This window comes from Pseudomonas sp. MH9.3 (genome assembly GCF_034354675.1).
GTDB lineage: Bacteria > Pseudomonadota > Gammaproteobacteria > Pseudomonadales > Pseudomonadaceae > Aquipseudomonas.
The window spans coordinates 1,706,021-1,730,176 of the sequence record NZ_CP133785.1 but is presented as its reverse complement, the minus strand read 5'-3'; the positions used below and the strand labels follow the sequence as shown (position 1 = coordinate 1,730,176).

Sequence of the window (24,156 nt, the reverse complement as noted above, 5' to 3'; positions counted from 1 at the left end):
GCTTATGTGTATTCGCCATCCCCGCAACCCGATCTTCTGCCTGATCCCGCCGTACATGCTCGATCAGATCGCGCGCCACGGCGATAAAGCCCAACGCGAAATCGCACTGCGCACGCGCGCCAAGGACAGCACGTTCCGCTCGCTGCGCATGCTTGCCGTGCCCGCCAAGGGCACCGCGCACATGGCCCTGGCCATGGCCGCAGAAAAACGCCGTTCCATCTACAGCGCCGATGGCACCGACACCCTGCCGGGCAAGCTGATCCGCAGTGAAGGGCAGCCCGCCAGCGGCGATGCGGCAGTGGACGAGGCCTACGACGGCCTGGGCGCGACCTTCGATTTTTTCGACGAGGTGTTCGACCGCAACTCCATCGACGATTCCGGCATGGCGCTGGACGCCACGGTTCACTTTGGCCAGGCCTATAACAATGCATTCTGGAACTCGACCCAGATGGTGTTCGGCGATGGCGATCAGCAGTTGTTCAACCGCTTCACCATTGCGCTCGACGTGATCGGCCATGAGTTGGCCCACGGCGTCACCGAGGACGAAGCCAAGCTGATGTACTTCAACCAGTCCGGTGCGTTGAACGAGTCGCTGTCGGACGTGTTCGGCTCGCTGATCAAGCAGTACGCGTTGAAGCAGAAGGCCGAGGACGCCGACTGGTTGATCGGCAAGGGGCTGTTCACCAAAAAGATCAAGGGCACGGCGCTGCGCTCGATGAAAGCGCCGGGCACCGCGTTTGATGACGCCCTGTTGGGCAAGGACCCGCAGCCCGGGCATATGGATGACTTTGTGCATACCTATGATGACAACGGCGGCGTGCACATCAATTCCGGTATTCCCAACCATGCGTTCTATCAGGTCGCGACGAAGATCGGCGGGTTTGCCTGGGAGCGTGCCGGTCGCATCTGGTACGACGCCTTGCGCGACGCACGGCTGCGGCCGAACTCGGGGTTTCTGCGTTTTGCGCGCATCACCTATGATGTGGCCGGTCGCCTCTACGGCGCCAACAAGGACGAGCAGAAGGCCGTCAAGGCAGGCTGGAAAGCGGTGGGTATCAACGTCTGACAAACCGCCTGGGCGGTGAGGAACAGCCATGCGAATTTCGATCAAGGAAAACGGCGGCCCGGCATTTTTTCCGGGCCTGGCCAAACCTCGCAGCGTCGAGCTGGATGCGCTGCCCGAGCCGGATCAGCAGGAGCTGCGCCAACTGATCCAGGCGTCGGACTTCTTCAAGTTGCCGCAAAGCAATGCGCCGGAGCCCGGCAAGCCGGGCCAGGTGCATTACACCCTGACCGTCACGGAGGGCGAACGCGAGCACACGGTGTGCGTGCTCGCGCCGGTCAAGTCCCAGGCGCTGGATGGGCTGGTGCAGTGTGTGAGGCGCCACAGCCGATCTTGAGGTGATGTGCGGTTACTTGCGCTCCAGCCACACGGTCTGTGCGTTGCAGAACTCGCGCACGCCAAAGTGCGACAGCTCGCGGCCGAACCCGCTTTTCTTCACCCCGCCAAACGCCACGCGGGGGTCGGAGACGCTGAACGCGTTGACGAACACGCCGCCGGTTTCCAGCTCGTCGGTGATCGCCTGTGCCTTGACCGCGTCGCGGGTGAAGATGCTGGCTGTGAGGCCGAACTCGCTGTCGTTGGCCAGCGCCACGGCATGCTCGGCGTCGCGGGCGGTGATGATCGAGGCCACCGGGCCGAACAGTTCCTGTTTGAATGAGGTCATCTGGTCGGTGACGTCGGCCAGGACGGTCGGCGCGTAGTAGTTGCCGGCGCCGTCGATTTTATGGCCGCCCAGCAGCAGGGTTGCACCTTGCGCGAGCGTGGCCTGGACCTGGCCGTGCAGCTCGTCGCGCAGGTCGAAGCGTGCCATGGGGCCGATGTAGGTGGTGGCGGATGTCGGGTCGCCCATCACCAGTGCACGGCTGGCGTCGAGGAATCTTTCGGTGAAGGCCTGAACCACGCCCTCTTCGATGATCAGGCGCTTGGCGGCGGCGCAAACCTGGCCGCTGTTCTGGAAGCGGCCGATGAGGGCGGCTTGCACGGCGGCGTCGAGGTCGGCGTCGTTGAGCACGATGAAAGGGTCGGAGCCGCCCAGTTCCAGCACGCATTTTTTCAGCGCAGCACCGGCCTGGGAGCCGATGGCCATGCCGGCGCGCACGCTGCCGGTGAGGGTGACAGCAGCGATGCGCGGGTCGGCAATGGCCTTGGACACGCCGTCCTGGGTCACGTTAATCACTTCGAACAAGCCCTCGGCGAAGCCGGCTGTGCGCAACGCCTGCTGGATCAGGTAGGCGCTGCCCATCACGTTAGGTGCGTGTTTGAGCACGTAGGTATTGCCGGCCAGCAGGCTCGGCACGGCGCCGCGCAGCACTTGCCACACCGGGAAGTTCCACGGCATCACCGCAAGGATAGGGCCCAGCGGGCGGTACTCAATGCGCGCGCTGCCGTTGTCGACCAGGGTCGGTTCCGCGGCGAGCATGGCCGGGCCGTGGGCGGCGTACCACTCGGTCATCAGCGCACATTTTTCGATTTCGGCGCGGGCCTGGGCGATGGGTTTGCCCATTTCCCGGGTGATCATCTGCGCCATGGTTTCGGCTTGCTCACGCAGGGCGCGGGCCAGGGCCAGCAGCAATTCGGCGCGCTGGCTCACAGGCTGGCGGCGCCAGGTGCGGAAGGCGGCAGTAGCACGGTCGAGCGCGGCATCCAGTTGCGCCTGGGTTTCGTACGGGTAGCTGCCGATGGTTTCGCCATTGGCGGGATTGATCGACAGGGCGTGAGTGTTGGAGGAAATCGCGTTCATGGCACCGTCCGGCTGAATGAGTGAATGACGCCAGCCTACGGGGCTGTATGTTTTCTTGAAAGTGAATAATATTAAGCAATACGTTCACGATTGGAGAATGGTTTGGATCTGGTGCAGCTGGAAATTTTCAAGGCCGTGGCCGAGCAGGGCAGTATCAGCGCGGCCGCGCAGTTGATTCATCGCGTGCCGTCGAACCTGACCACGCGCATCAAGCAACTGGAGCAGGACCTGGGCGTGGCGTTGTTTATCCGCGAGAAGAGCCGCCTGCGCCTGTCGCCGGCCGGCTGGAATTTCCTTGGCTACGCGCGGCGCATCCTCGATCTGGTGCAGGAGGCCCGGGCGACGGTGGCGGGGGAGGAGCCCCAGGGTGCGTTTGCGCTGGGCTCGCTGGAAAGCACGGCGGCGGTGCGTATCCCGGCGTTGCTCGCGGCCTATAACCAGAAGTACGCCAAGGTCGAGCTGGACCTGAGCACCGGGCCGTCGGGCACGATGATCGAAGGGGTGCTGTCCGGCCGGCTGGCGGCGGCGTTCGTCGATGGGCCGGTGCTGCACGCGACCCTTGAAGGCGTGGCGGTGTTCGAAGAGGAAATGGTGGTGATCGCGCCGCTGCACCATGCGCCGATCAGCCGGGGGCGGGACGTGAATGGCGAGAATATCTATACGTTTCGTTCGAACTGTTCCTACCGGCACCACTTTGAGCGCTGGTTCTCACACGATGGCGCGGTGCCGGGCAAGATCTTCGAGATGGAGTCGTACCACGGCATGCTGGCCTGCGTCAGCGCCGGTGCGGGCCTGGCGCTGATGCCGCGCAGCATGCTGGAAAGCATGCCGGGGTTTGCGGCGGTGAGCGTATGGCCACTGGCAGACGGGTTTCGCATGCTCAACACCTGGCTGATCTGGCGACGCGGCACCGTGTCCCAGAGCCTGAACAGCTTCGTGCGGTTACTGGAGGAACGCGCAATCTGAGCTATTTCAGGCAATCCCATCCCTGTGGCGAGCAGGCTTGTCCTGCGTTGGGCTGCGCAGCAGCCCCAAAACCAGGCGCTGAGCCGTATCAGGTACACCGCGTTTTGCTCGATGGGGGGCGCTTCGCCCCCCAACGCGGGGCTTGCCCTAATGCCGTTCAGTTAAGCGCAGATTCCCTGTGGCGAGCAGGCTTGTCCTGCGTTGGGCTGCGCAGCAGCCCCAAAGCCAGGCGCTGAGCCGTATCAGGTACACCGCGTTTTGCTTGATTGGGGGCGCTTCGCACCCCAACGCGGGGCAAGCCCGCTCGCCACGACAAGCCCGCTCGCCACAGAGGGTCCAGTTCGCCTGGGCTGGTGATCAGCCGCCGAATTGAAAGGTGCCCATGGCCAGTTTGGCCATGATCGCCGTTGCGCCCAGTTGCACCAGCCACAGCGCCAGGCCACCGAGGAACACGCCGAGCGCCACTTGCAGCACCAGGCTCTTCTGGCGCTTGGCGTGCGGCGCGCGCGGGGTGAAGTCGTGCAGTTCGTCGCGGTCGGCGCGCAGGTCAAGGTCCAGGTCATCGTTTCTCATAGGGCTCTCACAGCAAAAGGGCAATCGGGGTTCAGTCTAGGGGCTGCACACGAAAAAGGGGAAACCATCGGTTTCCCCTTTTTCATCACGACCGCCGGCTTACAGCACCTGGACGATCGCTTTTGTGACGGCGCCAATGTTCGATTGGTTCAACGCCGCTACGCAGATGCGCCCGGTGTCCAGCGCGTAGATGCCAAACTCGCTGCGCAGGCGCGTGACTTGCGCCACGCTCAGGCCGGAGTAGGAGAACATCCCGCGCTGGCGGCCGACGAAGCTGAAGTCGTGGCCCGGTGCAGCTTTGGCCAGTTCGGCGACCATCTGCTCGCGCATGCCACGGATGCGCAGGCGCATTTCAGCCAGCTCGGCTTCCCACTGGGCGCGCAGCTCAGGGTTGTTCAGCACGGCTGCGACGATGGCGGCGCCGTGGGTCGGCGGGTTGGAGTAGTTGGTGCGGATCACGCGCTTGACCTGGGACAGGATGCGCGCGCTTTCTTCCGCGGATTCGCTGACGATCGACAGCGCGCCCACCCGTTCGCCGTACAGGGAGAACGACTTGGAGAACGAGCTGGACACAAAGAAGGTCAGCCCCGATTCGGCGAACAGGCGCACGGCGGCCGCGTCTTCGTGGATGCCGTCGCCGAAGCCCTGGTAGGCCATGTCGAGGAAGGGCACGAGGTTTTTAGCCTTGACCACGTCCAGCACGTCCTGCCAGTCGGCCGGGCTGAGGTCGACGCCGGTCGGGTTGTGGCAGCAGGCGTGCAGCACCACGATGGATTGTGGCGGCAGGGCGTTGAGGTCTTCGAGCAGGCCGGCGCGGTTGACGTCGTGGGTGGCTGCGTCGTAGTAGCGATAGTTGTGGACCGGGAAACCGGCGGTTTCGAACAGCGCGCGGTGGTTTTCCCAGCTCGGGTCGCTGATGGCGACCACGGCGTCTGGCAGCAACTGCTTGAGGAAGTCAGCGCCGATTTTCAGCGCGCCGGTACCGCCGACGGCCTGCACTGTGACCACGCGGCCGGCGCTCAGCAGGGGCGACGCGTCACCGAACAACAGGGTTTGCACGGCCTTGTCATAGGCAGCGATCCCGTCAATCGGCAAGTAGCCACGGGCCGCGTGTTGCGCCACGCGTATTGCTTCCGCTTCGGCAACGGCACGCAAGAGTGGAATCTTCCCCTCCTCGTTGCAGTAAACGCCCACGCCAAGGTTGACCTTGGTGGTTCGTGTGTCGGCGTTGAATGCTTCGTTGAGGCCCAGGATTGGATCGCGTGGTGCCATTTCGACAGCGGAGAACAGGCTCATTTTGCGGCAGCTCTATGGGGGGAAGGGAGGGACGTGTCGCGCTCCGGCCGGAGGCACTAGAGCGGTGCACAAACGGGGAGCTAGTATAGAGGCCCGCACGGCCGAGGGCGACCGTTGAAACGGCTTTTCGGCCAAGTTTTTCGGTTGAGGCGCCGACCGTTAGTCTTATTGGCATTCAACAGGCCGGGGCTGTGCAGGGGCCATACAGGCGCTATGTAGGACAAGTGCCTTGAAACCCGTCGCCTTCGCCACCACTTCTACAGCTATCATGATTTTTTCCTGCAGCCGGCGAAGCGTATTCGCCGGTTGCTGAGCTATTCGTCCTTGGCGGCCACAGGCCCGGGGTGACTGAAAGAGGTACGTTATGTCTGATTTCCAGCTCGTCACCCGCTTTGAACCGGCCGGCGACCAGCCTGAAGCCATTCGCCAGATGGTCGAAGGCATCGAGGCCGGCCTGGCGCACCAGACGCTGCTCGGGGTGACCGGTTCGGGCAAGACCTTCAGCATTGCCAACGTGATCGCGCAGATCAACCGCCCGACCCTGGTGCTGGCGCCGAACAAGACCCTGGCCGCGCAGCTGTACGGTGAGTTCAAGGCGTTCTTCCCGAACAACGCGGTGGAGTATTTCGTCTCCTACTACGACTACTACCAGCCCGAGGCTTATGTGCCGTCGTCCGACACTTTCATCGAGAAGGATGCGTCGATCAACGACCATATCGAGCAGATGCGCCTGTCGGCGACCAAGGCGTTGCTGGAGCGCAAGGACGCGATCATCGTCACCACCGTGTCGTGCATCTACGGCCTGGGCAGCCCGGAAACCTATCTGAAGATGGTGCTGCACGTCGACCGTGGCGACAAACTCGACCAGCGCGAATTGCTGCGTCGCCTGGCAAGCCTGCAGTACACCCGCAACGACATGGATTTTGCGCGCGCCACCTTCCGCGTGCGTGGCGATGTGATCGACATCTACCCGGCCGAATCGGACCTGGAAGCCATCCGCATCGAGCTGTTCGACGATGAAGTCGAAAGCCTGTCGGCCTTCGACCCGTTGACCGGCGAGGTGATCCGCAAGCTGCCGCGCTTCACCTTTTACCCCAAGAGCCACTATGTAACGCCCCGGGAAACCCTGATGGGCGCCATCGAAGGCATCAAGGTCGAGCTGGCCGAGCGCCTGGAATACCTGCGCGCCAACAACAAGCTGGTGGAAGCCCAGCGCCTGGAGCAGCGCACCCGCTTCGACCTGGAGATGATCCTGGAGCTGGGCTACTGCAACGGCATCGAAAACTACTCACGCTACCTGTCGGGCCGTGACTCCGGCGCGCCGCCGCCGACGCTGTACGACTACCTGCCGCCGGACGCCTTGCTGGTGATCGACGAGTCCCACGTCAGCGTGCCGCAGGTGGGCGCGATGTATAAGGGCGACCGCTCGCGCAAGGAAACCCTGGTGGAGTACGGTTTCCGCCTGCCGTCGGCGCTGGACAACCGGCCGATGCGGTTTGACGAGTGGGAGGCGATCAGCCCGCAGACCATTTTTGTGTCGGCCACGCCGGGCAATTATGAGGCCGAGCATGCGGGCCGGGTGATCGAGCAGGTGGTGCGACCGACCGGCCTGGTCGACCCGCAGATCGAAATCCGCCCGGCGCTGACCCAGGTCGATGACCTGCTGTCGGAGATCAACAAGCGCGTGGCGCTGGAAGAGCGGGTGCTGGTGACCACGCTGACCAAGCGCATGTCCGAAGACCTCACCGACTACCTGGCCGACCACGGCGTGCGCGTGCGATACCTGCACTCGGACATCGACACGGTGGAGCGGGTGGAGATCATCCGCGACCTGCGCCTGGGTACCTTTGATGTGCTGGTGGGCATCAACCTGCTGCGCGAAGGCCTGGACATGCCGGAAGTGTCGCTGGTGGCGATTCTGGATGCGGACAAGGAGGGCTTCCTGCGCTCCGAACGTTCGCTGATCCAGACCATCGGCCGCGCGGCGCGTAACCTCAATGGCCGGGCGATCCTCTATGCGGACCGCATCACCGGTTCCATGGAGCGCGCGATTGGCGAGACCGAGCGGCGCCGTGAAAAGCAGATTGCCTTCAACCTCGAGCACGGCATTACCCCCAAAGGCGTGTTCAAGGACGTCGCCGACATCATGGAAGGCGCCACCGTGCCGGGCTCGCGCAGCAAGAAGCGCAAGGGCATGGCCAAGGCCGCCGAGGAAAGCGCCAAGTACGAGAACGAATTGCGCTCGCCGAGTGAGATCACCAAGCGGATTCGCCAGTTGGAAGAGAAGATGTACCAGTTGGCGCGCGATCTTGAGTTCGAAGCGGCGGCGCAGACGCGCGATGAGATTGGCAAGTTGCGCGAGCGGTTGCTGGCTGTTTGATCTGTAGTGGTTGTGCCGGCCTCATCGGGGGCTTGCCCTAATGCCGTTCAGTTAAGCGCGGATTCCCAGTGGCGAGCAGGCTTGTCCTGCGTTGGGCTGCGCAGCAGCCCCAAAGCCAGGCGCTGGGCCGTATCAGGTACACCGCGTTTTGCTCGATGGGGGCGCTTCGCACCCCAACGCGGGGCAAGCCCGCTCGCCACAATAAGCCCACACATTTTCCTTAACTGAACGGCATTAGGGCAAGCCCCCTCCCACCTTGATGTGTGGACACGGTCAAATGTGGGAGGGGGCTTGCCCCCGATAGCCGCGCCTCGGTTTTCCAGATATCACCCAGGCTGTTACCATTCGCCCCTTGTTTCAATTTTCAGTTATATCGCCCATTCGAGACCTGCCATGACCACCGTCCGCACGCGCATCGCGCCATCGCCTACTGGCGATCCCCACGTCGGCACTGCTTACATCGCCTTGTTCAATTACTGCTTTGCCAAGCAGCACGGCGGTGAATTCATCCTGCGGATCGAAGACACCGACCAACTGCGCTCTACCCGCGAGTCGGAACAGCAGATTTTCGATGCCCTGCGCTGGCTCGGTATCACCTGGGCCGAAGGTCCGGACGTTGGGGGCCCGCACGGCCCGTATCGGCAGAGCGAGCGTAGCGATATTTACCAGCAATACACTCAGCAGCTGGTCGACATGGGCCATGCGTTCCCATGCTTCTGTACCGCTGAAGAGTTGGACCAGATGCGCGCCGAGCAACAGGCCCGTGGCGAAACCCCGCGCTACGACGGCCGCGCGCTGTTGCTTTCGAAAGAAGAAGTGGCCCGCCGCCTGGCCGCCGGTGAGCCGCACGTGATCCGCATGAAGGTGCCGAGCGAAGGCGTGTGCGTGGTGCCGGACATGCTGCGCGGTGACGTCGAGATCCCGTGGGACCGCATGGACATGCAGGTGCTGATGAAGACCGACGGTCTGCCGACGTACTTCCTGGCCAACGTGGTCGATGACCACCTGATGGGCATCACCCACGTGCTGCGCGGCGAAGAATGGCTGCCGTCGGCGCCGAAACTGATCCTGCTTTATGAATACTTCGGCTGGGAGCAGCCGCAGTTGTGCTACATGCCGCTGCTGCGTAACCCGGACAAGAGCAAGCTGTCCAAGCGCAAGAACCCGACCTCGGTGACGTTCTACGAGCGCATGGGCTTCATGCCTGAAGCGATGCTCAACTACCTGGGCCGCATGGGCTGGTCGATGCCGGACGAGCGCGAGAAGTTCTCGCTGCAGGAAATGGTCGACAACTTCGACTTGTCCCGCGTATCGCTGGGCGGGCCGATCTTCGATATCGAAAAACTGTCCTGGCTCAACGGCCAGTGGCTGCGTGACTTGCCGGTGGAAGCATTCGCCAGCCGCGTGCAGCAGTGGGCGTTGAACCCTGAGTACATGATGAAGATCGCGCCGCTGGTGCAGGGCAGGGTGGAGACCTTCAGCCAGGTCGCTCCGTTGGCCAGCTTCTTCTTTGCCGGTGGCGTGAACCCGGACGCGAAGCTGTTCGAGTCCAAGAAGCTGTCGGGCGACCAGGTGCGCCAGTTGATGCAGCTGATTCTGTGGAAGCTCGAAAGCCTGCGCCAGTGGGAGAAGGACGCGATCACTGCGACGATTCAGGCGGTGGTCGAGTCCCTGGAATTGAAGCTGCGCGATGCCATGCCGCTGATGTTCGCTGCGATCACCGGGCAGGCCAGCTCGGTGTCGGTGCTCGATGCGATGGAAATTCTCGGACCGGATCTCACCCGCTTCCGCCTGCGCCAAGCGCTTGATTTGCTGGGTGGTGTTTCCAAGAAAGAAAACAAGGAATGGGAAAAGCTGCTGGGCGCTATCGGCTAAGTCCTCTGTGGCAGTGACGAAACCCCGGCTTTCCGGGGTTTCGTTGGTAAGTGATTGTTATCCCGGCAAAAAACTTTGGAAATTGTTGAAAATAAATTTGACACACTTCCAAACCGCCATTAAGATTCGCCCCGTCCTCACCGATGAGGGGCTATAGCTCAGCTGGGAGAGCGCTTGCATGGCATGCAAGAGGTCAACGGTTCGATCCCGTTTAGCTCCACCAATTTACAGGTTCAAGGTCTGGCCACACCGGCCTTGAGTCGATCAGCTCTCAGCGCTGATCAGTTGTACAGAAGGTTTTGTCCCCTTCGTCTAGTGGCCTAGGACACCGCCCTTTCACGGCGGTAACAGGGGTTCGAGTCCCCTAGGGGACGCCAGTTTCAACAAGCAGTTCGCAAGATCTGCTGCGCCGCCAGGCGAAAAATCGGGGCTATAGCTCAGCTGGGAGAGCGCTTGCATGGCATGCAAGAGGTCAACGGTTCGATCCCGTTTAGCTCCACCAATCTACAGGTTCAAGGTCTGGCCACACCGGCCTTGAATCGATCAGCACTCAGCGCTGGTCTGTTGTACAGAAGGTTTGTGTCCCCTTCGTCTAGTGGCCTAGGACACCGCCCTTTCACGGCGGTAACAGGGGTTCGAGTCCCCTAGGGGACGCCACGATTACCCGCTCTGCGGGATTTTTAAGGGTCATTCAATTATTGAATGGCCCTTTTGTTTGTCTGGCGTTTGGCCAATCGCTGCTGATCCCTTCTCCCATTCCAACCTGCCGTCGCATCGCTCGCCTGCCAAGTATTATCATGATAATAATATCCGGCCCATGAACGACGGAGCCCTTTGATGAGCGATAAAAAAGCGCAAACCCGCGAACGCATTCTGCAGGCCGCCAGCGCCGCGCTGATCCAGCGCGGCCCGGCCGAGCCGAGTGTGGGCGAAGTCATGGCGGCGGCGGGGCTGACCGTCGGTGGTTTCTACGCGCACTTCGAAAGCAAGGACGCGTTGATGCTGGAGGCCTTTACCGCGTTGCTGGCCAGGCGTCGCGCGGCGATTCAGGACATCGATGCCCAACTCAGTGGCGAAGAGCGTCGCGGCCTGGCGGCGGCCTTCTACCTGTCGCGCAAGCATCGCGACTCCACCACGCAAGCCTGCCCGCTACCGGCCACCGTGGGCGAGATGGGCCGCCTGCCGGATGAATTCCGTCAGGCGCTCAATGAGCACACGGAGCTGATGGCCGCTCAACTGGCCGCCAGCCCCGAAGACACCGACAAGGCCTTAGCGGGCATGGCCTTGATGATCGGTGGCTTGTCACTTGCGCGCGCCCTTGGACCTGGCGAATTGTCGGATCGCGTGTTGCGCGCAGCGAAGTCGGCGGTGCGTTGATACACTGCCGCGCCGACATCAAACGACAGGAGCAAGGCATGGGCTGGGATCTGGCAACGCCGTTCATCATCGATCTGCAGGTCGGTCCCGAGGACATCGACGGCCTGGGGCACGCCAATAACGCGGTGTACGTATCCTGGCTGGAACGCTGCGCCTGGCGGCACTCACAGCGTCTGGGGCTGGACCTCACCGAGTATCGCCGCCTGGACCGTGCCATGGCCGTGGTGCGCCATGAGATCGACTACCTGGCGGCCGGCTACGAAGGCGATGAGCTGCAACTGGCCACCTGGATCGTCGACTGGGACCAGCGCCTGAAGATGACTCGCCGCTTTCAACTGATGCGCCCGCGTGACGGTGTCACGCTGTTGCGCGCGCAAACCACCTTCGTGTGTATCGAGCTGTCCAGCGGCAAGCCCAAGCGCATGCCCAGTGAGTTTCTCGACGGTTACGGCCCTGCGCTGACCGGGGGTTAACGTTTCCCACAGGAAACCCAGTAAACTGCGCCACGATTTTTGTTGAGTGTTTTCCATGCAAATTGCCCTGGCGCCCATGGAGGGGTTGGTCGACAACATCCTGCGTGACGTGCTGACCCGCGTCGGCGGGATCGACTGGTGCGTGACCGAGTTCATCCGCGTCAACGACCGCCTGCTCACCCCGGCCTATTTCCACAAGCTCGCCCCTGAACTGCTGCAAGGTGCCCGGACCGCTGCGGGTGTGCCGCTGCGTGTGCAGTTGCTCGGTTCGGACCCGGTGTGCCTCGCGGAAAACGCCGTCTTGGCCTGTGAGCTGGGCTCGCAGGTGATCGACTTGAACTTCGGCTGCCCGGCCAAGACGGTCAACAAGTCACGCGGTGGTGCGGTGCTGCTCAAGGAGCCGGAGCTGCTCAACCGGATTGTCGAGCACGTGCGTCGCGCCGTCCCGGCGCATATCCCGGTGACCGCCAAGATGCGCCTGGGCTTCGACAGCCCGGATGGCGCGCTGGTGTGTGCCACCGCGCTGGCCGAGGGCGGCGCGGCGCATATCGTGGTGCATGCGCGCACCAAGACCGACGGCTACAAGCCGCCGGCCCATTGGGAGTGGATCCCGCGAGTGCAGGACGTGGTCAAGGTGCCGGTGTTTGCCAATGGCGATATCTGGAGCGTTGAAGACTGGAAGCGTTGCCGCGAAATCAGTGGCGCCGAACACATCATGCTGGGCCGTGGTCTGGTCGCACGGCCCGACCTGGCGCGGCAGATTGCGGCCGCACGTGCCGGTGAGGACGTGGTGGAGATGACATGGGCGCAGATGCAGCCGATGCTCCATGACTTCTGGAGGCAGTCGGTGGCGCAGTTGACGGAAAAGCAGGCACCCGGTCGCTTGAAGCAGTGGCTGGCGATGCTGACGCGCAACTATCCGCAGGCGGTGGAGTTGTTCCACGCCTTGCGCCGCGAGACCGCATTGGACAAGGTCGCGGAGTTAATCGGTGTGCAACCTGCACTGAACGATTAAGTTCATATTCATAACGTTTTTAAACACTAAATCAGGGGGGGCCATGGGCGCTCCTTTTTTTTGATCGTCTAAACGTAGTGTTCGGCAGTTGATTGATGTTGGCGCGGCGGCGGGAATCGCGCGCGCGTATTAACATGGGCGTCAGCCGAGGGAGGGGCTTAATGATTTCATGAGTTTAAAGTGTGGTCTGCTTATTACTTTATATATCTGTGCAAGCGCCGTTTGCACCGGCCAACACTCTGATTTTCCTGGGACAAAACGGGGTAAAGTCTGATTTTCGATTTTGTTTTCCTTATGTGATCGCGGATTTCTGGAACTCAATATCGCCGCGCCCCACGAAAGTAGGGACTGCGAAGTGATGATGTTTACTTGCAGCCCAATCTATCGTTGCCGGTGTTAAATGATGACTGCACCGGCGGCGTCACCCCAGGAATGAGATGAATCAGATGTCTACTATATCGATGAATAATGTTGCGGGTTTCAAGTCGGATGTTAATGCGAAAGGCGACACGGCTGCGCAGATAACGCAAGCGATGGAAAAGCCGGTCAATAACCTCGGGTTTGTTCCAAAAAGCAACATGGCGCCGCGTCTCGACACTGTCGAGGGCGGCGCCAAGCAAGTGACCGTGAGTGCCGATGCTCTGGAAAAGATGTTGGAAATGTTCGAACTGGTCCTGAAAGCAATGCGCAACTTTCTATCGGGCTGGGGCGGCAGTTCCAAGTTGCCGGTTGATGTGCAGAGTCCGCCGGTAACGTTGGTGAAATCCGATGTCCAGATGAAAGCGGGTGCTGAAGGTAATGTGCAAGTGAGCTTGAAAGATGCTGACACCCAATCCAAGCCTGCAAGGGCCGAGACTGGCGCTCAGGTGAAGCTTGGCGCTGATGGCGGTTTACAGATCGACCTGAAAGATGCTGACACCCAATCCAAGCCTGCAAAGGCCGAGACTGGCGCTCAGGTGAAGCTTGGCGCTGATGGCGGTATACAGATCGACCTGAAAGATGCTGACACCCAATCCAAGCCTGCAAGGGCCGATACTGGCGCTCAGGTGAAGCTTGGCGCTGATGGCGGTTTACAGATCGACCTGAAAGATGCTGACACCCAATCCAAGCCTGCAAGGGCCGATACTGGCGCTCAGGTGAAGCTTGGCGCTGATGGCGGCTTACAGATCGACCTGAAAGACGCTGACACCCAAGTGCTGCCCAAGAACCAAGAGCAAGCGGTAAAAGTCAAGCTTGGCGCCGAGCAAGCCGTGCAGCTAAGCGCACGTACTGACAGCCCTGCACCGGTAGCGCAAGGCATTGAAAAAGATGCGTCGCTGAATTTTTCGGCCGATGGTGATGCGAAGGTGACGGTCATGCCCGATGGCAGCACCCAGGTGAACTTGACGCCCGAGAGCGGCAAACAGTACAGAATCAACCTGGCTGCCGGCGTTCAGGTCAAGGTGACTTCCCATGACGGGTCCAATACAGCCTCGTCGATCAAGCCACGATTGATTATCGACGAGGAAAAGGTTGGTGAGCGCGATGGCGCTGCCTTGATCACCGAAACCAGGGCCGCGAACCCGTTACGCGCTGAGGCGAAAACCCTTCCAGCGACGCCTAGTACGTTCAAAACGGAGGCCGAGATGAAGACGGACACAGAAGGAAAGGTCGATACCGCGCTGGATGCAGGGGCGCAAACGACGACCGCAGCAGAGACGGTGCATGAGCATGAGCACACAACGGCCGCGCACAAGGACGCTAAGCGGGAGACCACCGTAGGGGCTGACAGCGAGATCAAGGTCCGCCCAGGTATCAGGTCGCCTGCTCCAGCCGCTGGACATCCGATCTTTGGACGTTTTGGCTGAGACCGTCGGCGGGCTATGTCGATACAGCCTCGCAGACATCTTCACTAGCTAATGGCTGACCAAGACTCCCCGACTGCTCATGCAGTCGGGGAGACGCGTTCAAGGGAGGGTTCATGTTTTCAATCTTCAATACATGCGCAGCAGGTTTCAGGGATGAGTATTACCGGGCGGTTACGGGCGTGTGCAGCGCTGTCCGCCACACGCCTTCGCACGTCCAGCAGCGTTACGTTTATCCCGAGCCTTCATGGGTGTTCGTACAACGCAACCGCGAGTGTTGCCGGCTTGCCGGTAACGGCATGCACCTGGTGAGCCTCTTAAGGACGGTGATGAACCAATGGCGGGGTGTCAGCGCAAGCGTGGAAAGCCCCTCGCACGTGTCCACAAAAGCCGTTGGCGAACAGCCCGCTGATATCTGGCGCGGTTTTCGCCAGAGCAATCAGGGCAACTGCGTCACGGTGGCAGCGATCAAGGTGGCCATGGCCCGGTTCGGTCAGAGCCCCGTAAGTATTTTCGAAAGGGTTCAGAGAGCGCCGCGCGGCTATGACGTGACGCTGCGGGACGGCCATACGCTCAGTGTGTCCAATCAGGAGTTGTCACAAGCCGCTCGCGAAGCACGTTTCAAAGGCGCGGATGCCGGAATGCTCAAGGATGCCAACTTTCTGTTTGCCGTCAGCGCCAAGCGCGCGCAGGAGCAAAACAACGACGGCACGGCGGGCGCCAGCTTCAGCGCGGCCATCAACAGCCTCAACGACGGTGAAGACGAGCAGGAAACCGGCGAGGCGCTCAAGCGCCTGGGTTTGAGCCGTTATGTGAGAAAAACCTCAGTCGCGGCCTTGGCCCGCGGCCAGTTGGGCATGATCAACACCGACGCCCATTCGGTTGCGGTGATTGGCGGACATGAAGAACTGTGGGGCCGCAGGGGCGGCGGGCCGAGGGAGGGCGAAGCGGTCGCCCTGGTGTGAGCGCCGCGCGCTACATCAGCAGCGTCCTGAACCGCTCGATGGGCAGCGGCCGGCTGTGCAGGTAACCCTGATACAGGTGACAGCCCAGGCCTTGCAGGAACGCCAGCTGTTCCAGGGTTTCCACGCCCTCGGCGATCACCTCCAGGTTCAGGCTGCGCGCCATCGCCACGATCGCGCGGATGATCTCGGCGTCGTTGGGGTCGTGGGTTGCATCGCGCACGAACGACTGGTCGATTTTCAGCGCATCCACCGGCAGGCGCTTGAGGTAGGTCAATGACGAATAGCCGGTGCCGAAGTCATCCATGGCAAAGCTCACGCCGAGCTTTTTCAGGCGGCGCATCTTCAGTACCGTGTCGTCCAGGTTCTGGATCACGATGCCTTCGGTGATTTCCAGTTTCAGCAGGCTGAACGGCAATGCATGCTGTTTGAGGCTGTACTCTACCCGTTCCACAAAGTCGTTCTGGCGAAACTGCCGTGGGCTGATGTTCACGCACAGGCTGAAATTCAGCGGGTCCACCAGGCCGTCGGCGATCAATTGCGCAAAACCTGCGCAGGCCTCATCAAGAATCCAGGTGCCCACCTCGAGGATCAGGCCGCTGTCTTCCAGTACCTTGATAAATTCGGCCGGCGACTGCGCGCCCAGTTGCGGATGCTGCCAGCGCACCAGGGCCTCGGCCCCGACGATGTGGCTGCCGCGCGCATCCACCTGGGGCTGGTAATGCACGCTGAACTCGCCGCGCGAGAGCGCCAGGCGCAGGTCGGTTTCCATGCGCAGGCGTTCGCTGGCGGCTTTCTGCATGCTGTCGTGAAACATCTGCGTGGTGTTGCGCCCCGAGTCCTTGGCGCGGTACAGCGCAATGTCGGCGCGCTTGAGCAGGTCGGTCGGGGTCGAGCCATGGTCGGGAATCAACGCCACGCCAATGCTCGGTGTGACCTGCAGGCGGTGGCCGTCCAGGAACATCGGCTCCGAGAGCAAGTGGCGCAACGTCTCGGCGAGGTCCTGCACCTGCCGGCTGACCTCTGTGCGTGAACCTTGCAGGCCACTGAGCAGCACCACGAACTCATCGCCACCCAGGCGCGCGACGGTGTCCTCCATGCGCACGCTGGCTTCCAGGCGCGCGGTGATCATTTTCAGCACGGTGTCGCCCACCGGGTGCCCGAGGGAATCATTGATGTGCTTGAAATGGTCGAGGTCGAGAAACAGCAGGGCGCCACGCAGGTCATGGCGCTTGAGCAGGGCAATCTGCTGGCTCAGACGGTCCATCAGCAGCGCGCGGTTGGGCAGGTTGGTGAGTGGGTCGTGGTAGGCCAGGTGGCGGATCTGCGCCTGGGCGTTTTTCAGCAGGCTCACGTCCCGCGCGGTCAACAGCAGGCACGGGGTTTCATTGAGGGTAATCGGTTCTACCGAGACCTCCACCGACAGCACTTCGCCACGCCGGTTGTGCCAGAGCATTTCCAGGTGATGAATGCGGCCCTTGATCGCGAGTTCGGCCAATAACGCCGAGCGCTGGTTTTCATCGGCCCAGATGCCGATCTGGTACAGCGTGAGGCCGATGGCCTCCTCGGCGCGATAGCCGGTCAGGCGGCAAAAGCCGTCATTGACCTCGACATACCGGCCCGTGTCGCGTTCGGTGATGGAAATCGCGTTGGGACTGGCATGAAATACGCTGGCGAATTTTTCTTCGGAGGCAATGAGCCGTTGTTCGCGCTCGACCTGGTCTGTGATGTCCAGCAGGGTGCCGGCCATGCGCAGCGGGGCGCCGTGTTCGTCGCGATACAGCCGGGCGCGGCTTTCCAGGTAGCGCACGCTGCCGTCTTCCAGAGGCACGCGGTAAATCAGCTGGTAATTGCCGGCCGGGCCCTTGCGCAGAGTGCGGTAGGCGCTGCGCATGTTGTCGCGATCGGAATCGGGCATGCCCTCGAAAAATGCCTCGAAAGGCTCATGGAAGGGTTCGGGTGGCAAGCCATGCAGTTGAGCGGCGCGGGCCGAGCCGTAGAGCATGCCGGTGGGAATGTGCCAGTCCCAGGTGCCCAGTTGCGCCGATTCCAGCGCCAGGTCGAGGCGCTCCTGGCTGTCCTTGAGCGCCTGCTCGGCAGTGTTGTGCTCGGGGTTGACAGGGGTGTGCATTATCAAAGGGCCTTGGCTCGATGGGCAGACAGCGCGGTTTTGTTCAAGGCCCACGGCCGCACGGCGTTATGCCGGTATCCCTGGCAGATCGACCTGTGCATCCAGCAGGCTCATGAAGGCTCGTGCAGCGTTCGACAGCGTCCTTTCGGTGTGCACGATATAGCCTAGCTGGCGACTGAGCTGTATGCCGGGCAAAGCGATGCTTGTCACCTGATCATCGAGCATGGTACGCGGCAGCACGCTCCAGGCCAGGCCGATGGAGACCATCATCTTGATGGTTTCCAGGTAATTGGTGCTCATCGCGATGTTGGGCGTGAGGCCCTGGGCGCCGAACAGCTTGCTGACAATATGATGGGTAAAGGTATTGCCGCCGGGAAAAACCGCCGGATGCCGTGCGATATCGGCCAGGCTCACGCGGGCGTTGCCGGTCAGGCTGTGTTCCGGCGCCACCACAAAGTCCAGCGGGTCATCCCATACCGGCGTGGCGCGCACCAGGTGATGGGGCGCGGGCGCCAGGGTGATCACGGCCACTTCGGCGCGGCCGTGGAGGATTTCTTCGTAGGCCACTTCCGAATCGAGGAACTGAATATCCAGCGCGACGTGGGGGTATTCCCGGGTAAAGGCGCGCAGGATCGGTGGCAGGCGATGCAGGCCGATGTGGTGACTGGTGGCCAGGGTGAGGCGCCCGCTGACTTCGCCGGTGAGGTTGGTGAGCGCGCGGCGGGTGTCATCCAGCACATTGAGGATCTGATAGGCGCGCGGCAGCAAGGCCCGGCCCGCCTCGGTGAGGCCTACCTCGCGGCCCAGGCGGTCGAACAGCCGTACGTTCAATTGCTGTTCCAGGCCGGCAATGCGTTTGCTGATGGCCGGTTGGGTCAGGTGCAGGCGTTCGCCGGCACCGGAAAAGCTGCCGCTCTCGGCGATGGCAATAAAGGCATTGAGGTTGGCCAGGTCCATGGTGGTATTCCAGTTGGTAATCCAAAGCATAAAAATTATGAATTTGAGTTATTTAATGTAGCGCCATACCATCAGCCTCACAAGCCAAAGGGTTATTGAAAAGCCCGGCATAGAGATGCACCGCTGATGAGGACCGACTGATGGCCGGCAAAACGCTGTACGACAAGCTTTGGGATTCCCATGAAGTGAAACGTCGCGATGATGGATCGTCGCTGATCTACATCGACCGTCACATCATCCATGAAGTGACCTCGCCCCAAGCGTTCGAAGGCCTGCGACTGGCCGGGCGCAAGCCCTGGCGCGTCGACTCGATCATCGCCACTCCCGACCACAACGTGCCGACCACCCCGGAACGCAAGGGTGGCATCGACGCAATTGCCGACACCGTGTCGCGCCTGCAGGTGCAGACCCTCGACGACTATTGCGACGAATATGGCATCACCGAATTCAAGATGAATGATGTGCGCCAGGGCATCGTCCACGTGATCGGCCCGGAGCAGGGCGCGACCTTGCCGGGCATGACCGTGGTCTGCGGTGACTCCCACACGTCCACCCACGGCGCGTTCGGTGCCCTGGCCCATGGCATCGGCACGTCCGAGGTGGAGCACGTGTTCGCCACTCAGTGCCTGGTCGCCAAAAAAATGAAGAACATGCTGGTGCGCGTCGAAGGCACGTTGCCGTTCGGCGTGACTGCCAAGGACATCGTGCTCGCCGTGATCGGCAAGATCGGCACCGCCGGCGGTAACGGCCACGCCATCGAGTTCGCCGGCAGCGCGATTCGCGACCTGTCCATCGAAGGCCGCATGACCATCTGCAACATGTCCATCGAAGCCGGTGCCCGTGTAGGCATGGTGGCGGCGGATGAGAAAACCGTCGAGTACGTCAAGGGGCGTCCGTTTGCGCCACAAGGCGCCGATTGGGACGCTGCGGTCGAGGCCTGGAAAGACCTGGTCTCCGACGCCGATGCGGTGTTCGACACCGTGGTCGAGCTGGACGCTACGCAGATCAAGCCGCAAGTCAGCTGGGGCACCTCGCCGGAAATGGTCCTGGCCGTCGACCAGAACGTGCCGGACCCGGCGCAGGAAACCGACCTGGTCAAGCGCGGTTCCATCGAGCGCGCCTTGAAGTACATGGGCCTCAAAGCCAACCAGGCGATTACCGACATTCAATTGGATCGCGTATTCATCGGCTCCTGCACCAACTCGCGCATCGAAGACCTGCGCGCGGCGGCGGTGATCGCCAAGGGCCGCAAGGTGGCTTCGACCATCAAGCAAGCGATCGTGGTGCCGGGCTCGGGCCTGGTCAAGGCGCAAGCCGAAGCCGAAGGCCTCGACAAGATCTTCCTCGAAGCCGGTTTTGAATGGCGTGAGCCGGGCTGCTCGATGTGCCTGGCGATGAACCCGGACCGTCTTGAGTCGGGCGAGCATTGCGCGTCCACCTCCAACCGTAACTTCGAAGGCCGTCAGGGCGCCGGCGGGCGTACTCACCTGGTCAGCCCGGCCATGGCCGCTGCGGCCGCCGTCAACGGTCGTTTCATCGACGTTCGCGAATTGATCTGAGGAATTCCTGATGAGAGCTTTTACCCAACACACCGGTCTGGTCGCGCCGTTGGACCGTGCCAACGTGGACACCGACCAGATCATTCCCAAGCAGTTCCTGAAGTCGATCAAACGCACCGGTTTCGGCCCCAACCTGTTCGACGAGTGGCGCTACCTGGATGTGGGCTATGCCTATCAGGACAACTCCAAGCGTCCGCTGAACAAGGATTTCGTGCTCAACGCCGAGCGTTATCAGGGCGCCAGCGTGTTGCTGGCGCGGGAAAATTTCGGTTGCGGCTCCAGCCGTGAACACGCGCCGTGGGCCCTGGAAGAATACGGCTTTCGCAGCATCATCGCGCCGAGCTACGCCGACATCTTCTTCAACAACAGCTTCAAGAACGGGCTGCTGCCGATCATCCTCACCGATGCCGAAGTGGACGAGCTGTTCAAGCAGGTGGAAGCCGAAGAGGGTTACCAGTTGACTGTCGACCTGGCGGCACAGACGGTGACTCGTCCGGATGGCAAGGTGTACCACTTTGAGGTGGACGCGTTCCGCAAGCACTGCCTGATCAATGGCCTGGACGATATCGGCCTGACCTTGCAGGACGGCGATGCGATTGCGGCATTTGAGAGCAAGCATCGGGCGAGCCAGCCCTGGTTGTTTCGTGATGCCTGAATTGATGTAGGCAGGGCCGCCGTCATCGGGAGCAAGCCCCTCCCACGGGTGGAATGTGTTCCCCTGTGGGAGGGGGCTTGCTCCCGATGAGGCCAGTGTTAACACCACAACACCCAAGGACAGTCCCCATGACCCAGACCGCCCACACCCAAGTCGTGCAAAAACAATTCGGCGAGCAGGCCTCGGCCTACCTGAGCAGTGCCGTGCACGCCCAGGGCAGCGAATTTGCACTGCTGCAGGCCGAACTGGCTGGGCAAGGCGATGCACGCCTGCTGGACCTGGGCTGCGGCGCCGGGCATGTGAGCTTTCACGTTGCGCCGCTGGTTAAAGACGTGGTGGCCTACGACCTGTCCCAGCAGATGCTCGACGTGGTGGCCGCCGCCGCGCAGGACCGTGGTTTTACCAATATCAGCACCGTCCATGGCGCCGCCGAACGTCTGTCCTTCGCCGATGGCGAGTTCGACTTCGTGTTCAGCCGCTATTCGGCTCACCACTGGAGCGACCTCGGCCTGGCCCTGCGCGAAGTGCGCCGCGTACTCAAGCCGGGCGGGGTAGCGGCGTTCGTCGACGTGTTGTCGCCGGGCAGTCCGTTGCTGGACACTTACCTGCAAACCGTCGAAGTGCTGCGCGACACCAGCCATGTGCGTGATTACTCGGCCGCCGAGTGGATGCGCCAGCTCAGCGAAGCCGGTTTGCATGTACGCAGCAGCAGCCGTCAGCGTCTGCGCCTGGAATACACCTCCTGGGTGGAGCGCATGCGCACGCCACCGGCCTTGCGTGCGGCCATCCTTGAGCTGCAACAGGCGATGGGCCAGGAAGTGCGCGATTACTTCGAGATTCAGGCCGATGGCACCTTCAGCACCGATGTGCTGGTGGTGTGGGCCGAACGCTGATCAATTTTCCCGACCTGCCTGCGGGCGGGTCGCTTGATGAAATGAGGAACCCATGAGCAAGCAGATTCTGATTCTCCCTGGCGACGGTATCGGTCCGGAAATCATGGCCGAAGCGGTCAAGGTGCTGGAATTGGCCAACAGCAAGTACAGCCTGGGCTTCGAACTGAGCCACGACGTGATCGGCGGCGCGGCCATCGACAAGCACGGCGTGCCGCTGGCCGACGAAACCCTGGACCGCGCCCGTGCGGCCGACGCCGTGCTGCTCGGCGCCGTGGGTGGGCCCAAGTGGGACAAGATCGAACGCGACATCCGCCCCGAGCGCGGCCTGCTGAAGATCCGCGCGCAACTGGGCCTGTTCGGCAACCTGCGCCCGGCGATCCTCTATCCGCAACTGGCCGACGCTTCGAGCCTCAAGCCGGAAGTGGTGGCGGGCCTGGATATCCTCATCGTGCGTGAGCTGACCGGCGGCATTTACTTCGGCTCGCCACGGGGCGTGCGTGAGCTGGAAAATGGCGAGCGCCAGGCCTACGACACGCTGCCATACAGCGAGAGCGAAATCCGCCGTATCGCCCGTGTCGGGTTCGACATGGCTCGCGTGCGTGGCAAGAAGGTCTGCTCGGTGGACAAGGCCAACGTGCTGGCCTCCAGCCAACTGTGGCGCGAAATCGTCGAAGAAGTCGCCAAGGACTACCCCGACGTCGAACTGAGCCACATGTACGTCGACAATGCCGCCATGCAACTGGTGCGCGCGCCCAAGCAGTTTGATGTGATTGTCACCGACAACCTGTTCGGCGACATCCTGTCCGACCAGGCCTCGATGCTCACCGGCTCCATTGGCATGCTGCCGTCAGCGTCCCTGGACACCAATAACAAAGGCATGTACGAGCCGTGTCACGGTTCGGCGCCGGACATCGCGGGGCAGGGCATTGCCAACCCGCTGGCGACCATTTTGTCGGTGTCGATGATGCTGCGTTACAGCTTCAACCTGGGCGACGCGGCGGACGCTATCGAGAACGCCGTCAGCCTGGTGCTGGACCAGGGTTTGCGCACCGGCGACATCTGGTCGCAGGGTTGCACCCGGGTCGGGACGCAAGAAATGGGCGACGCAGTAGTCGCCGCGCTGCGGAATCTGTAATCTCTCGGGCCCGTTTGCAGTTGTTGCTGCCAGGCGGCCCACTTTTGAACAAGGTGTAGTTGCGATGAAACGTGTAGGTCTGATCGGTTGGCGCGGTATGGTCGGTTCCGTGCTCATGCAGCGGATGCTGGAAGAGCAGGATTTCGATCTTATTGAGCCGGTGTTTTTCACCACTTCGAACGTGGGTGGCCAAGGGCCGTCTGTGGGCAAGGATATTGCTCCGCTCAAGGACGCCTACAGCATTGAAGAGCTGAAAACCCTCGACGTGATTCTGACCTGCCAGGGCGGCGACTACACCAGTGAAGTCTTCCCCAAGCTGCGTGAAGCCGGCTGGCAGGGTTACTGGATCGACGCCGCCTCGAGCCTGCGGATGCAGGATGACGCAGTGATCATCCTCGACCCGGTCAATCGCAAGGTCATCGACCAGCAACTGGACGCCGGCACCAAAAACTACGTCGGCGGCAACTGCACCGTCAGCCTGATGCTGATGGGTCTGGGTGGCCTGTTCGAAGCCGGTCTGGTCGAATGGATGAGTGCCATGACCTATCAGGCGGCGTCCGGCGCCGGCGCGCAGAACATGCGTGAGCTGATCAAGCAGATGGGCGCGACCCACGCTGCCGTTGCCGATCAACTGGCCGACCCGGCCAGCGCGATCCTCGATATTGACCGCCGTGTGGCTGACGCCATGCGCAGCGAGGCTTACCCGACCGAGAACTTCGGTGTGCCATTGGCCGGCAGCCTGATCCCGTGGATCGACAAGGAGCTGCCGAACGGTCAGAGCCGCGAAGAGTGGAAGGCCCAGGCCGAGACCAACAAGATCCTCGGTCGCTTCAAGAGCCCGATCCCGGTGGATGGCATCTGCGTGCGCATCGGCGCCATGCGCTGCCACAGCCAGGCGCTTACCATCAAGCTGAACAAGGACGTGCCGATTGCCGATATCGAAGGGCTGATCAGCCAGCACAACCCGTGGGTCAAGCTGGTGCCGAACAACCGTGATATCAGCATGCAGGAGCTGAGCCCGACCAAGGTCACCGGCACCCTGAATGTACCGGTGGGCCGTCTGCGCAAGCTGAACATGGGCAGCCAGTTCCTTGGTGCGTTCACCGTGGGCGACCAACTGCTGTGGGGCGCGGCCGAGCCGCTGCGTCGGATGCTGCGGATTCTGCTGGAGCGTTGATGGCTGTCGGATGTTGAAAACCCCGTGCTCTGGTGACAGGCGCGGGGTTTTTTATTGGCTTTGCGGGCCTCATCGGGAGCAAGC

At 62.0% G+C, this 24,156-nt stretch carries 20 protein-coding genes and 4 tRNA genes; 19 read left to right on the top strand and 5 right to left on the bottom strand.

Annotated features, from left to right (window positions below; translation table 11 throughout):
• Positions 1 to 4 precede the first annotated feature (4 nt).
• Complete coding sequence (locus tag RHM60_RS07295) at positions 5 to 1,066, top strand: M4 family metallopeptidase (protein ID WP_209983210.1); 1,062 nt, start codon at positions 5 to 7, stop codon at positions 1,064 to 1,066.
• 28 nt (positions 1,067 to 1,094) lie between these two features.
• The gene (locus RHM60_RS07290) at positions 1,095 to 1,400 is read left to right on the top strand and encodes a protealysin inhibitor emfourin (RefSeq protein WP_209983207.1); all 306 of its coding nucleotides are present in this window, start codon (positions 1,095 to 1,097) and stop codon (positions 1,398 to 1,400) included.
• A 12-nt stretch (positions 1,401 to 1,412) separates the two neighbouring features.
• Here RHM60_RS07290 and RHM60_RS07285 read toward each other — a convergent pair whose 3' ends face one another.
• Positions 1,413 to 2,804, bottom strand: coding sequence for an aldehyde dehydrogenase family protein (locus tag RHM60_RS07285; RefSeq protein ID WP_322214080.1), 1,392 nt, complete (start codon positions 2,802 to 2,804; stop codon positions 1,413 to 1,415).
• Between the two features lie 102 nt (positions 2,805 to 2,906).
• On the opposite strand from RHM60_RS07285, the gene ptrR reads away from it, so the two are divergent.
• Positions 2,907 to 3,770 carry a putrescine utilization regulator PtrR gene (gene ptrR, locus RHM60_RS07280; protein WP_209983203.1) on the top strand — a complete coding sequence of 288 codons (864 nt, stop codon included), beginning with the start codon at positions 2,907 to 2,909 and terminating at the stop codon, positions 3,768 to 3,770.
• A gap of 357 nt (positions 3,771 to 4,127) precedes the next feature.
• On the opposite strand, the gene RHM60_RS07275 is transcribed toward ptrR, so the two are convergent.
• Entirely contained in the window at positions 4,128 to 4,343 is a 216-nt protein-coding gene (locus tag RHM60_RS07275) for a hypothetical protein (protein WP_015372505.1), read from the bottom strand.
• Between the two features lie 99 nt (positions 4,344 to 4,442).
• Positions 4,443 to 5,639 (bottom strand): amino acid aminotransferase, encoded by a 1,197-nt coding sequence (locus tag RHM60_RS07270; RefSeq protein ID WP_209983201.1) that lies wholly within the window; start codon positions 5,637 to 5,639, stop codon positions 4,443 to 4,445.
• Between the two features lie 364 nt (positions 5,640 to 6,003).
• Between RHM60_RS07270 and uvrB the strand changes: the two genes are divergently transcribed.
• The 11 genes from uvrB (at position 6,004) to RHM60_RS07215 (ending at position 15,568) form a co-directional block, all read left to right on the top strand.
• A complete protein-coding gene (uvrB, locus tag RHM60_RS07265) occupies positions 6,004 to 8,019 on the top strand; it encodes an excinuclease ABC subunit UvrB (protein WP_003234351.1) in 2,016 nt (671 codons plus the stop codon).
• A 393-nt stretch (positions 8,020 to 8,412) separates the two neighbouring features.
• The gene (gltX, locus tag RHM60_RS07260) at positions 8,413 to 9,894 is read left to right on the top strand and encodes a glutamate--tRNA ligase (protein WP_209983199.1); all 1,482 of its coding nucleotides are present in this window, start codon (positions 8,413 to 8,415) and stop codon (positions 9,892 to 9,894) included.
• 147 nt (positions 9,895 to 10,041) lie between these two features.
• Positions 10,042 to 10,117, top strand: a tRNA-Ala gene (locus RHM60_RS07255).
• 78 nt (positions 10,118 to 10,195) lie between these two features.
• Positions 10,196 to 10,271: transfer RNA gene (locus RHM60_RS07250), tRNA-Glu, on the top strand.
• Between the two features lie 49 nt (positions 10,272 to 10,320).
• A tRNA-Ala gene (locus RHM60_RS07245) sits at positions 10,321 to 10,396 on the top strand.
• Positions 10,397 to 10,475: 79 nt separating this feature from the next.
• Positions 10,476 to 10,551: transfer RNA gene (locus RHM60_RS07240), tRNA-Glu, on the top strand.
• A 180-nt stretch (positions 10,552 to 10,731) separates the two neighbouring features.
• Positions 10,732 to 11,271 (top strand): TetR/AcrR family transcriptional regulator, encoded by a 540-nt coding sequence (locus RHM60_RS07235; RefSeq protein ID WP_209983197.1) that lies wholly within the window; start codon positions 10,732 to 10,734, stop codon positions 11,269 to 11,271.
• 38 nt (positions 11,272 to 11,309) lie between these two features.
• Positions 11,310 to 11,744, top strand: coding sequence for an acyl-CoA thioesterase (locus tag RHM60_RS07230; RefSeq protein WP_231423067.1), 435 nt, complete (start codon positions 11,310 to 11,312; stop codon positions 11,742 to 11,744).
• 55 nt (positions 11,745 to 11,799) lie between these two features.
• Positions 11,800 to 12,759, top strand: a complete 960-nt coding sequence (locus tag RHM60_RS07225; protein WP_209983192.1) for a tRNA dihydrouridine synthase — start codon at positions 11,800 to 11,802, stop codon at positions 12,757 to 12,759.
• 437 nt (positions 12,760 to 13,196) lie between these two features.
• The gene (locus RHM60_RS07220; RefSeq protein WP_322214079.1) at positions 13,197 to 14,606 is read left to right on the top strand and encodes a hypothetical protein; all 1,410 of its coding nucleotides are present in this window, start codon (positions 13,197 to 13,199) and stop codon (positions 14,604 to 14,606) included.
• Between the two features lie 248 nt (positions 14,607 to 14,854).
• Entirely contained in the window at positions 14,855 to 15,568 is a 714-nt protein-coding gene (locus tag RHM60_RS07215) for a hypothetical protein (RefSeq protein ID WP_322214077.1), read from the top strand.
• A 10-nt stretch (positions 15,569 to 15,578) separates the two neighbouring features.
• Here the strand turns inward: RHM60_RS07215 and RHM60_RS07210 are convergent, their stop codons facing one another.
• Positions 15,579 to 17,696 carry a putative bifunctional diguanylate cyclase/phosphodiesterase gene (locus RHM60_RS07210; RefSeq protein ID WP_322214075.1) on the bottom strand — a complete coding sequence of 706 codons (2,118 nt, stop codon included), beginning with the start codon at positions 17,694 to 17,696 and terminating at the stop codon, positions 15,579 to 15,581.
• Positions 17,697 to 17,762: 66 nt separating this feature from the next.
• Positions 17,763 to 18,653 (bottom strand): LysR family transcriptional regulator, encoded by an 891-nt coding sequence (locus RHM60_RS07205; protein ID WP_209983185.1) that lies wholly within the window; start codon positions 18,651 to 18,653, stop codon positions 17,763 to 17,765.
• A 140-nt stretch (positions 18,654 to 18,793) separates the two neighbouring features.
• On the opposite strand from RHM60_RS07205, the gene leuC reads away from it, so the two are divergent.
• The 5 genes from leuC (at position 18,794) to asd (ending at position 24,072) form a co-directional block, all read left to right on the top strand.
• Positions 18,794 to 20,212, top strand: a complete 1,419-nt coding sequence (leuC, locus tag RHM60_RS07200) for a 3-isopropylmalate dehydratase large subunit (RefSeq protein ID WP_209983183.1) — start codon at positions 18,794 to 18,796, stop codon at positions 20,210 to 20,212.
• 10 nt (positions 20,213 to 20,222) lie between these two features.
• Positions 20,223 to 20,867, top strand: coding sequence for a 3-isopropylmalate dehydratase small subunit (leuD, locus tag RHM60_RS07195; RefSeq protein ID WP_209983181.1), 645 nt, complete (start codon positions 20,223 to 20,225; stop codon positions 20,865 to 20,867).
• Positions 20,868 to 20,995: 128 nt separating this feature from the next.
• Complete coding sequence (locus RHM60_RS07190; protein WP_209983180.1) at positions 20,996 to 21,760, top strand: class I SAM-dependent methyltransferase; 765 nt, start codon at positions 20,996 to 20,998, stop codon at positions 21,758 to 21,760.
• Positions 21,761 to 21,812: 52 nt separating this feature from the next.
• Positions 21,813 to 22,895, top strand: coding sequence for a 3-isopropylmalate dehydrogenase (leuB, locus tag RHM60_RS07185; RefSeq protein WP_209983178.1), 1,083 nt, complete (start codon positions 21,813 to 21,815; stop codon positions 22,893 to 22,895).
• Positions 22,896 to 22,959: 64 nt separating this feature from the next.
• The gene (asd, locus tag RHM60_RS07180; RefSeq protein ID WP_003234328.1) at positions 22,960 to 24,072 is read left to right on the top strand and encodes an aspartate-semialdehyde dehydrogenase; all 1,113 of its coding nucleotides are present in this window, start codon (positions 22,960 to 22,962) and stop codon (positions 24,070 to 24,072) included.
• The last annotated feature ends 84 nt before the right edge of the window (positions 24,073 to 24,156 follow it).

Bases quoted from the DNA above. Each gene is read 5' to 3' on its own strand.
- RHM60_RS07295 (WP_209983210.1), top strand. From the start codon at position 5: ATGTGTATTCGCCATCCCCGCAACCCGATCTTCTGCCTGATCCCGCCG.
- RHM60_RS07290 (WP_209983207.1), top strand. From the start codon at position 1,095: ATGCGAATTTCGATCAAGGAAAACGGCGGCCCGGCATTTTTTCCGGGC.
- RHM60_RS07285 (WP_322214080.1), bottom strand. From the start codon at position 2,804: ATGAACGCGATTTCCTCCAACACTCACGCCCTGTCGATCAATCCCGCC.
- RHM60_RS07275 (WP_015372505.1), bottom strand. From the start codon at position 4,343: ATGAGAAACGATGACCTGGACCTTGACCTGCGCGCCGACCGCGACGAA.
- RHM60_RS07270 (WP_209983201.1), bottom strand. From the start codon at position 5,639: ATGAGCCTGTTCTCCGCTGTCGAAATGGCACCACGCGATCCAATCCTG.
- uvrB (WP_003234351.1), top strand. From the start codon at position 6,004: ATGTCTGATTTCCAGCTCGTCACCCGCTTTGAACCGGCCGGCGACCAG.
- gltX (WP_209983199.1), top strand. From the start codon at position 8,413: ATGACCACCGTCCGCACGCGCATCGCGCCATCGCCTACTGGCGATCCC.
- RHM60_RS07235 (WP_209983197.1), top strand. From the start codon at position 10,732: ATGAGCGATAAAAAAGCGCAAACCCGCGAACGCATTCTGCAGGCCGCC.
- RHM60_RS07230 (WP_231423067.1), top strand. From the start codon at position 11,310: ATGGGCTGGGATCTGGCAACGCCGTTCATCATCGATCTGCAGGTCGGT.
- RHM60_RS07225 (WP_209983192.1), top strand. From the start codon at position 11,800: ATGCAAATTGCCCTGGCGCCCATGGAGGGGTTGGTCGACAACATCCTG.
- RHM60_RS07220 (WP_322214079.1), top strand. From the start codon at position 13,197: ATGAATCAGATGTCTACTATATCGATGAATAATGTTGCGGGTTTCAAG.
- RHM60_RS07210 (WP_322214075.1), bottom strand. From the start codon at position 17,696: ATGCACACCCCTGTCAACCCCGAGCACAACACTGCCGAGCAGGCGCTC.
- RHM60_RS07205 (WP_209983185.1), bottom strand. From the start codon at position 18,653: ATGGACCTGGCCAACCTCAATGCCTTTATTGCCATCGCCGAGAGCGGC.
- leuC (WP_209983183.1), top strand. From the start codon at position 18,794: ATGGCCGGCAAAACGCTGTACGACAAGCTTTGGGATTCCCATGAAGTG.
- leuD (WP_209983181.1), top strand. From the start codon at position 20,223: ATGAGAGCTTTTACCCAACACACCGGTCTGGTCGCGCCGTTGGACCGT.
- RHM60_RS07190 (WP_209983180.1), top strand. From the start codon at position 20,996: ATGACCCAGACCGCCCACACCCAAGTCGTGCAAAAACAATTCGGCGAG.
- leuB (WP_209983178.1), top strand. From the start codon at position 21,813: ATGAGCAAGCAGATTCTGATTCTCCCTGGCGACGGTATCGGTCCGGAA.
- asd (WP_003234328.1), top strand. From the start codon at position 22,960: ATGAAACGTGTAGGTCTGATCGGTTGGCGCGGTATGGTCGGTTCCGTG.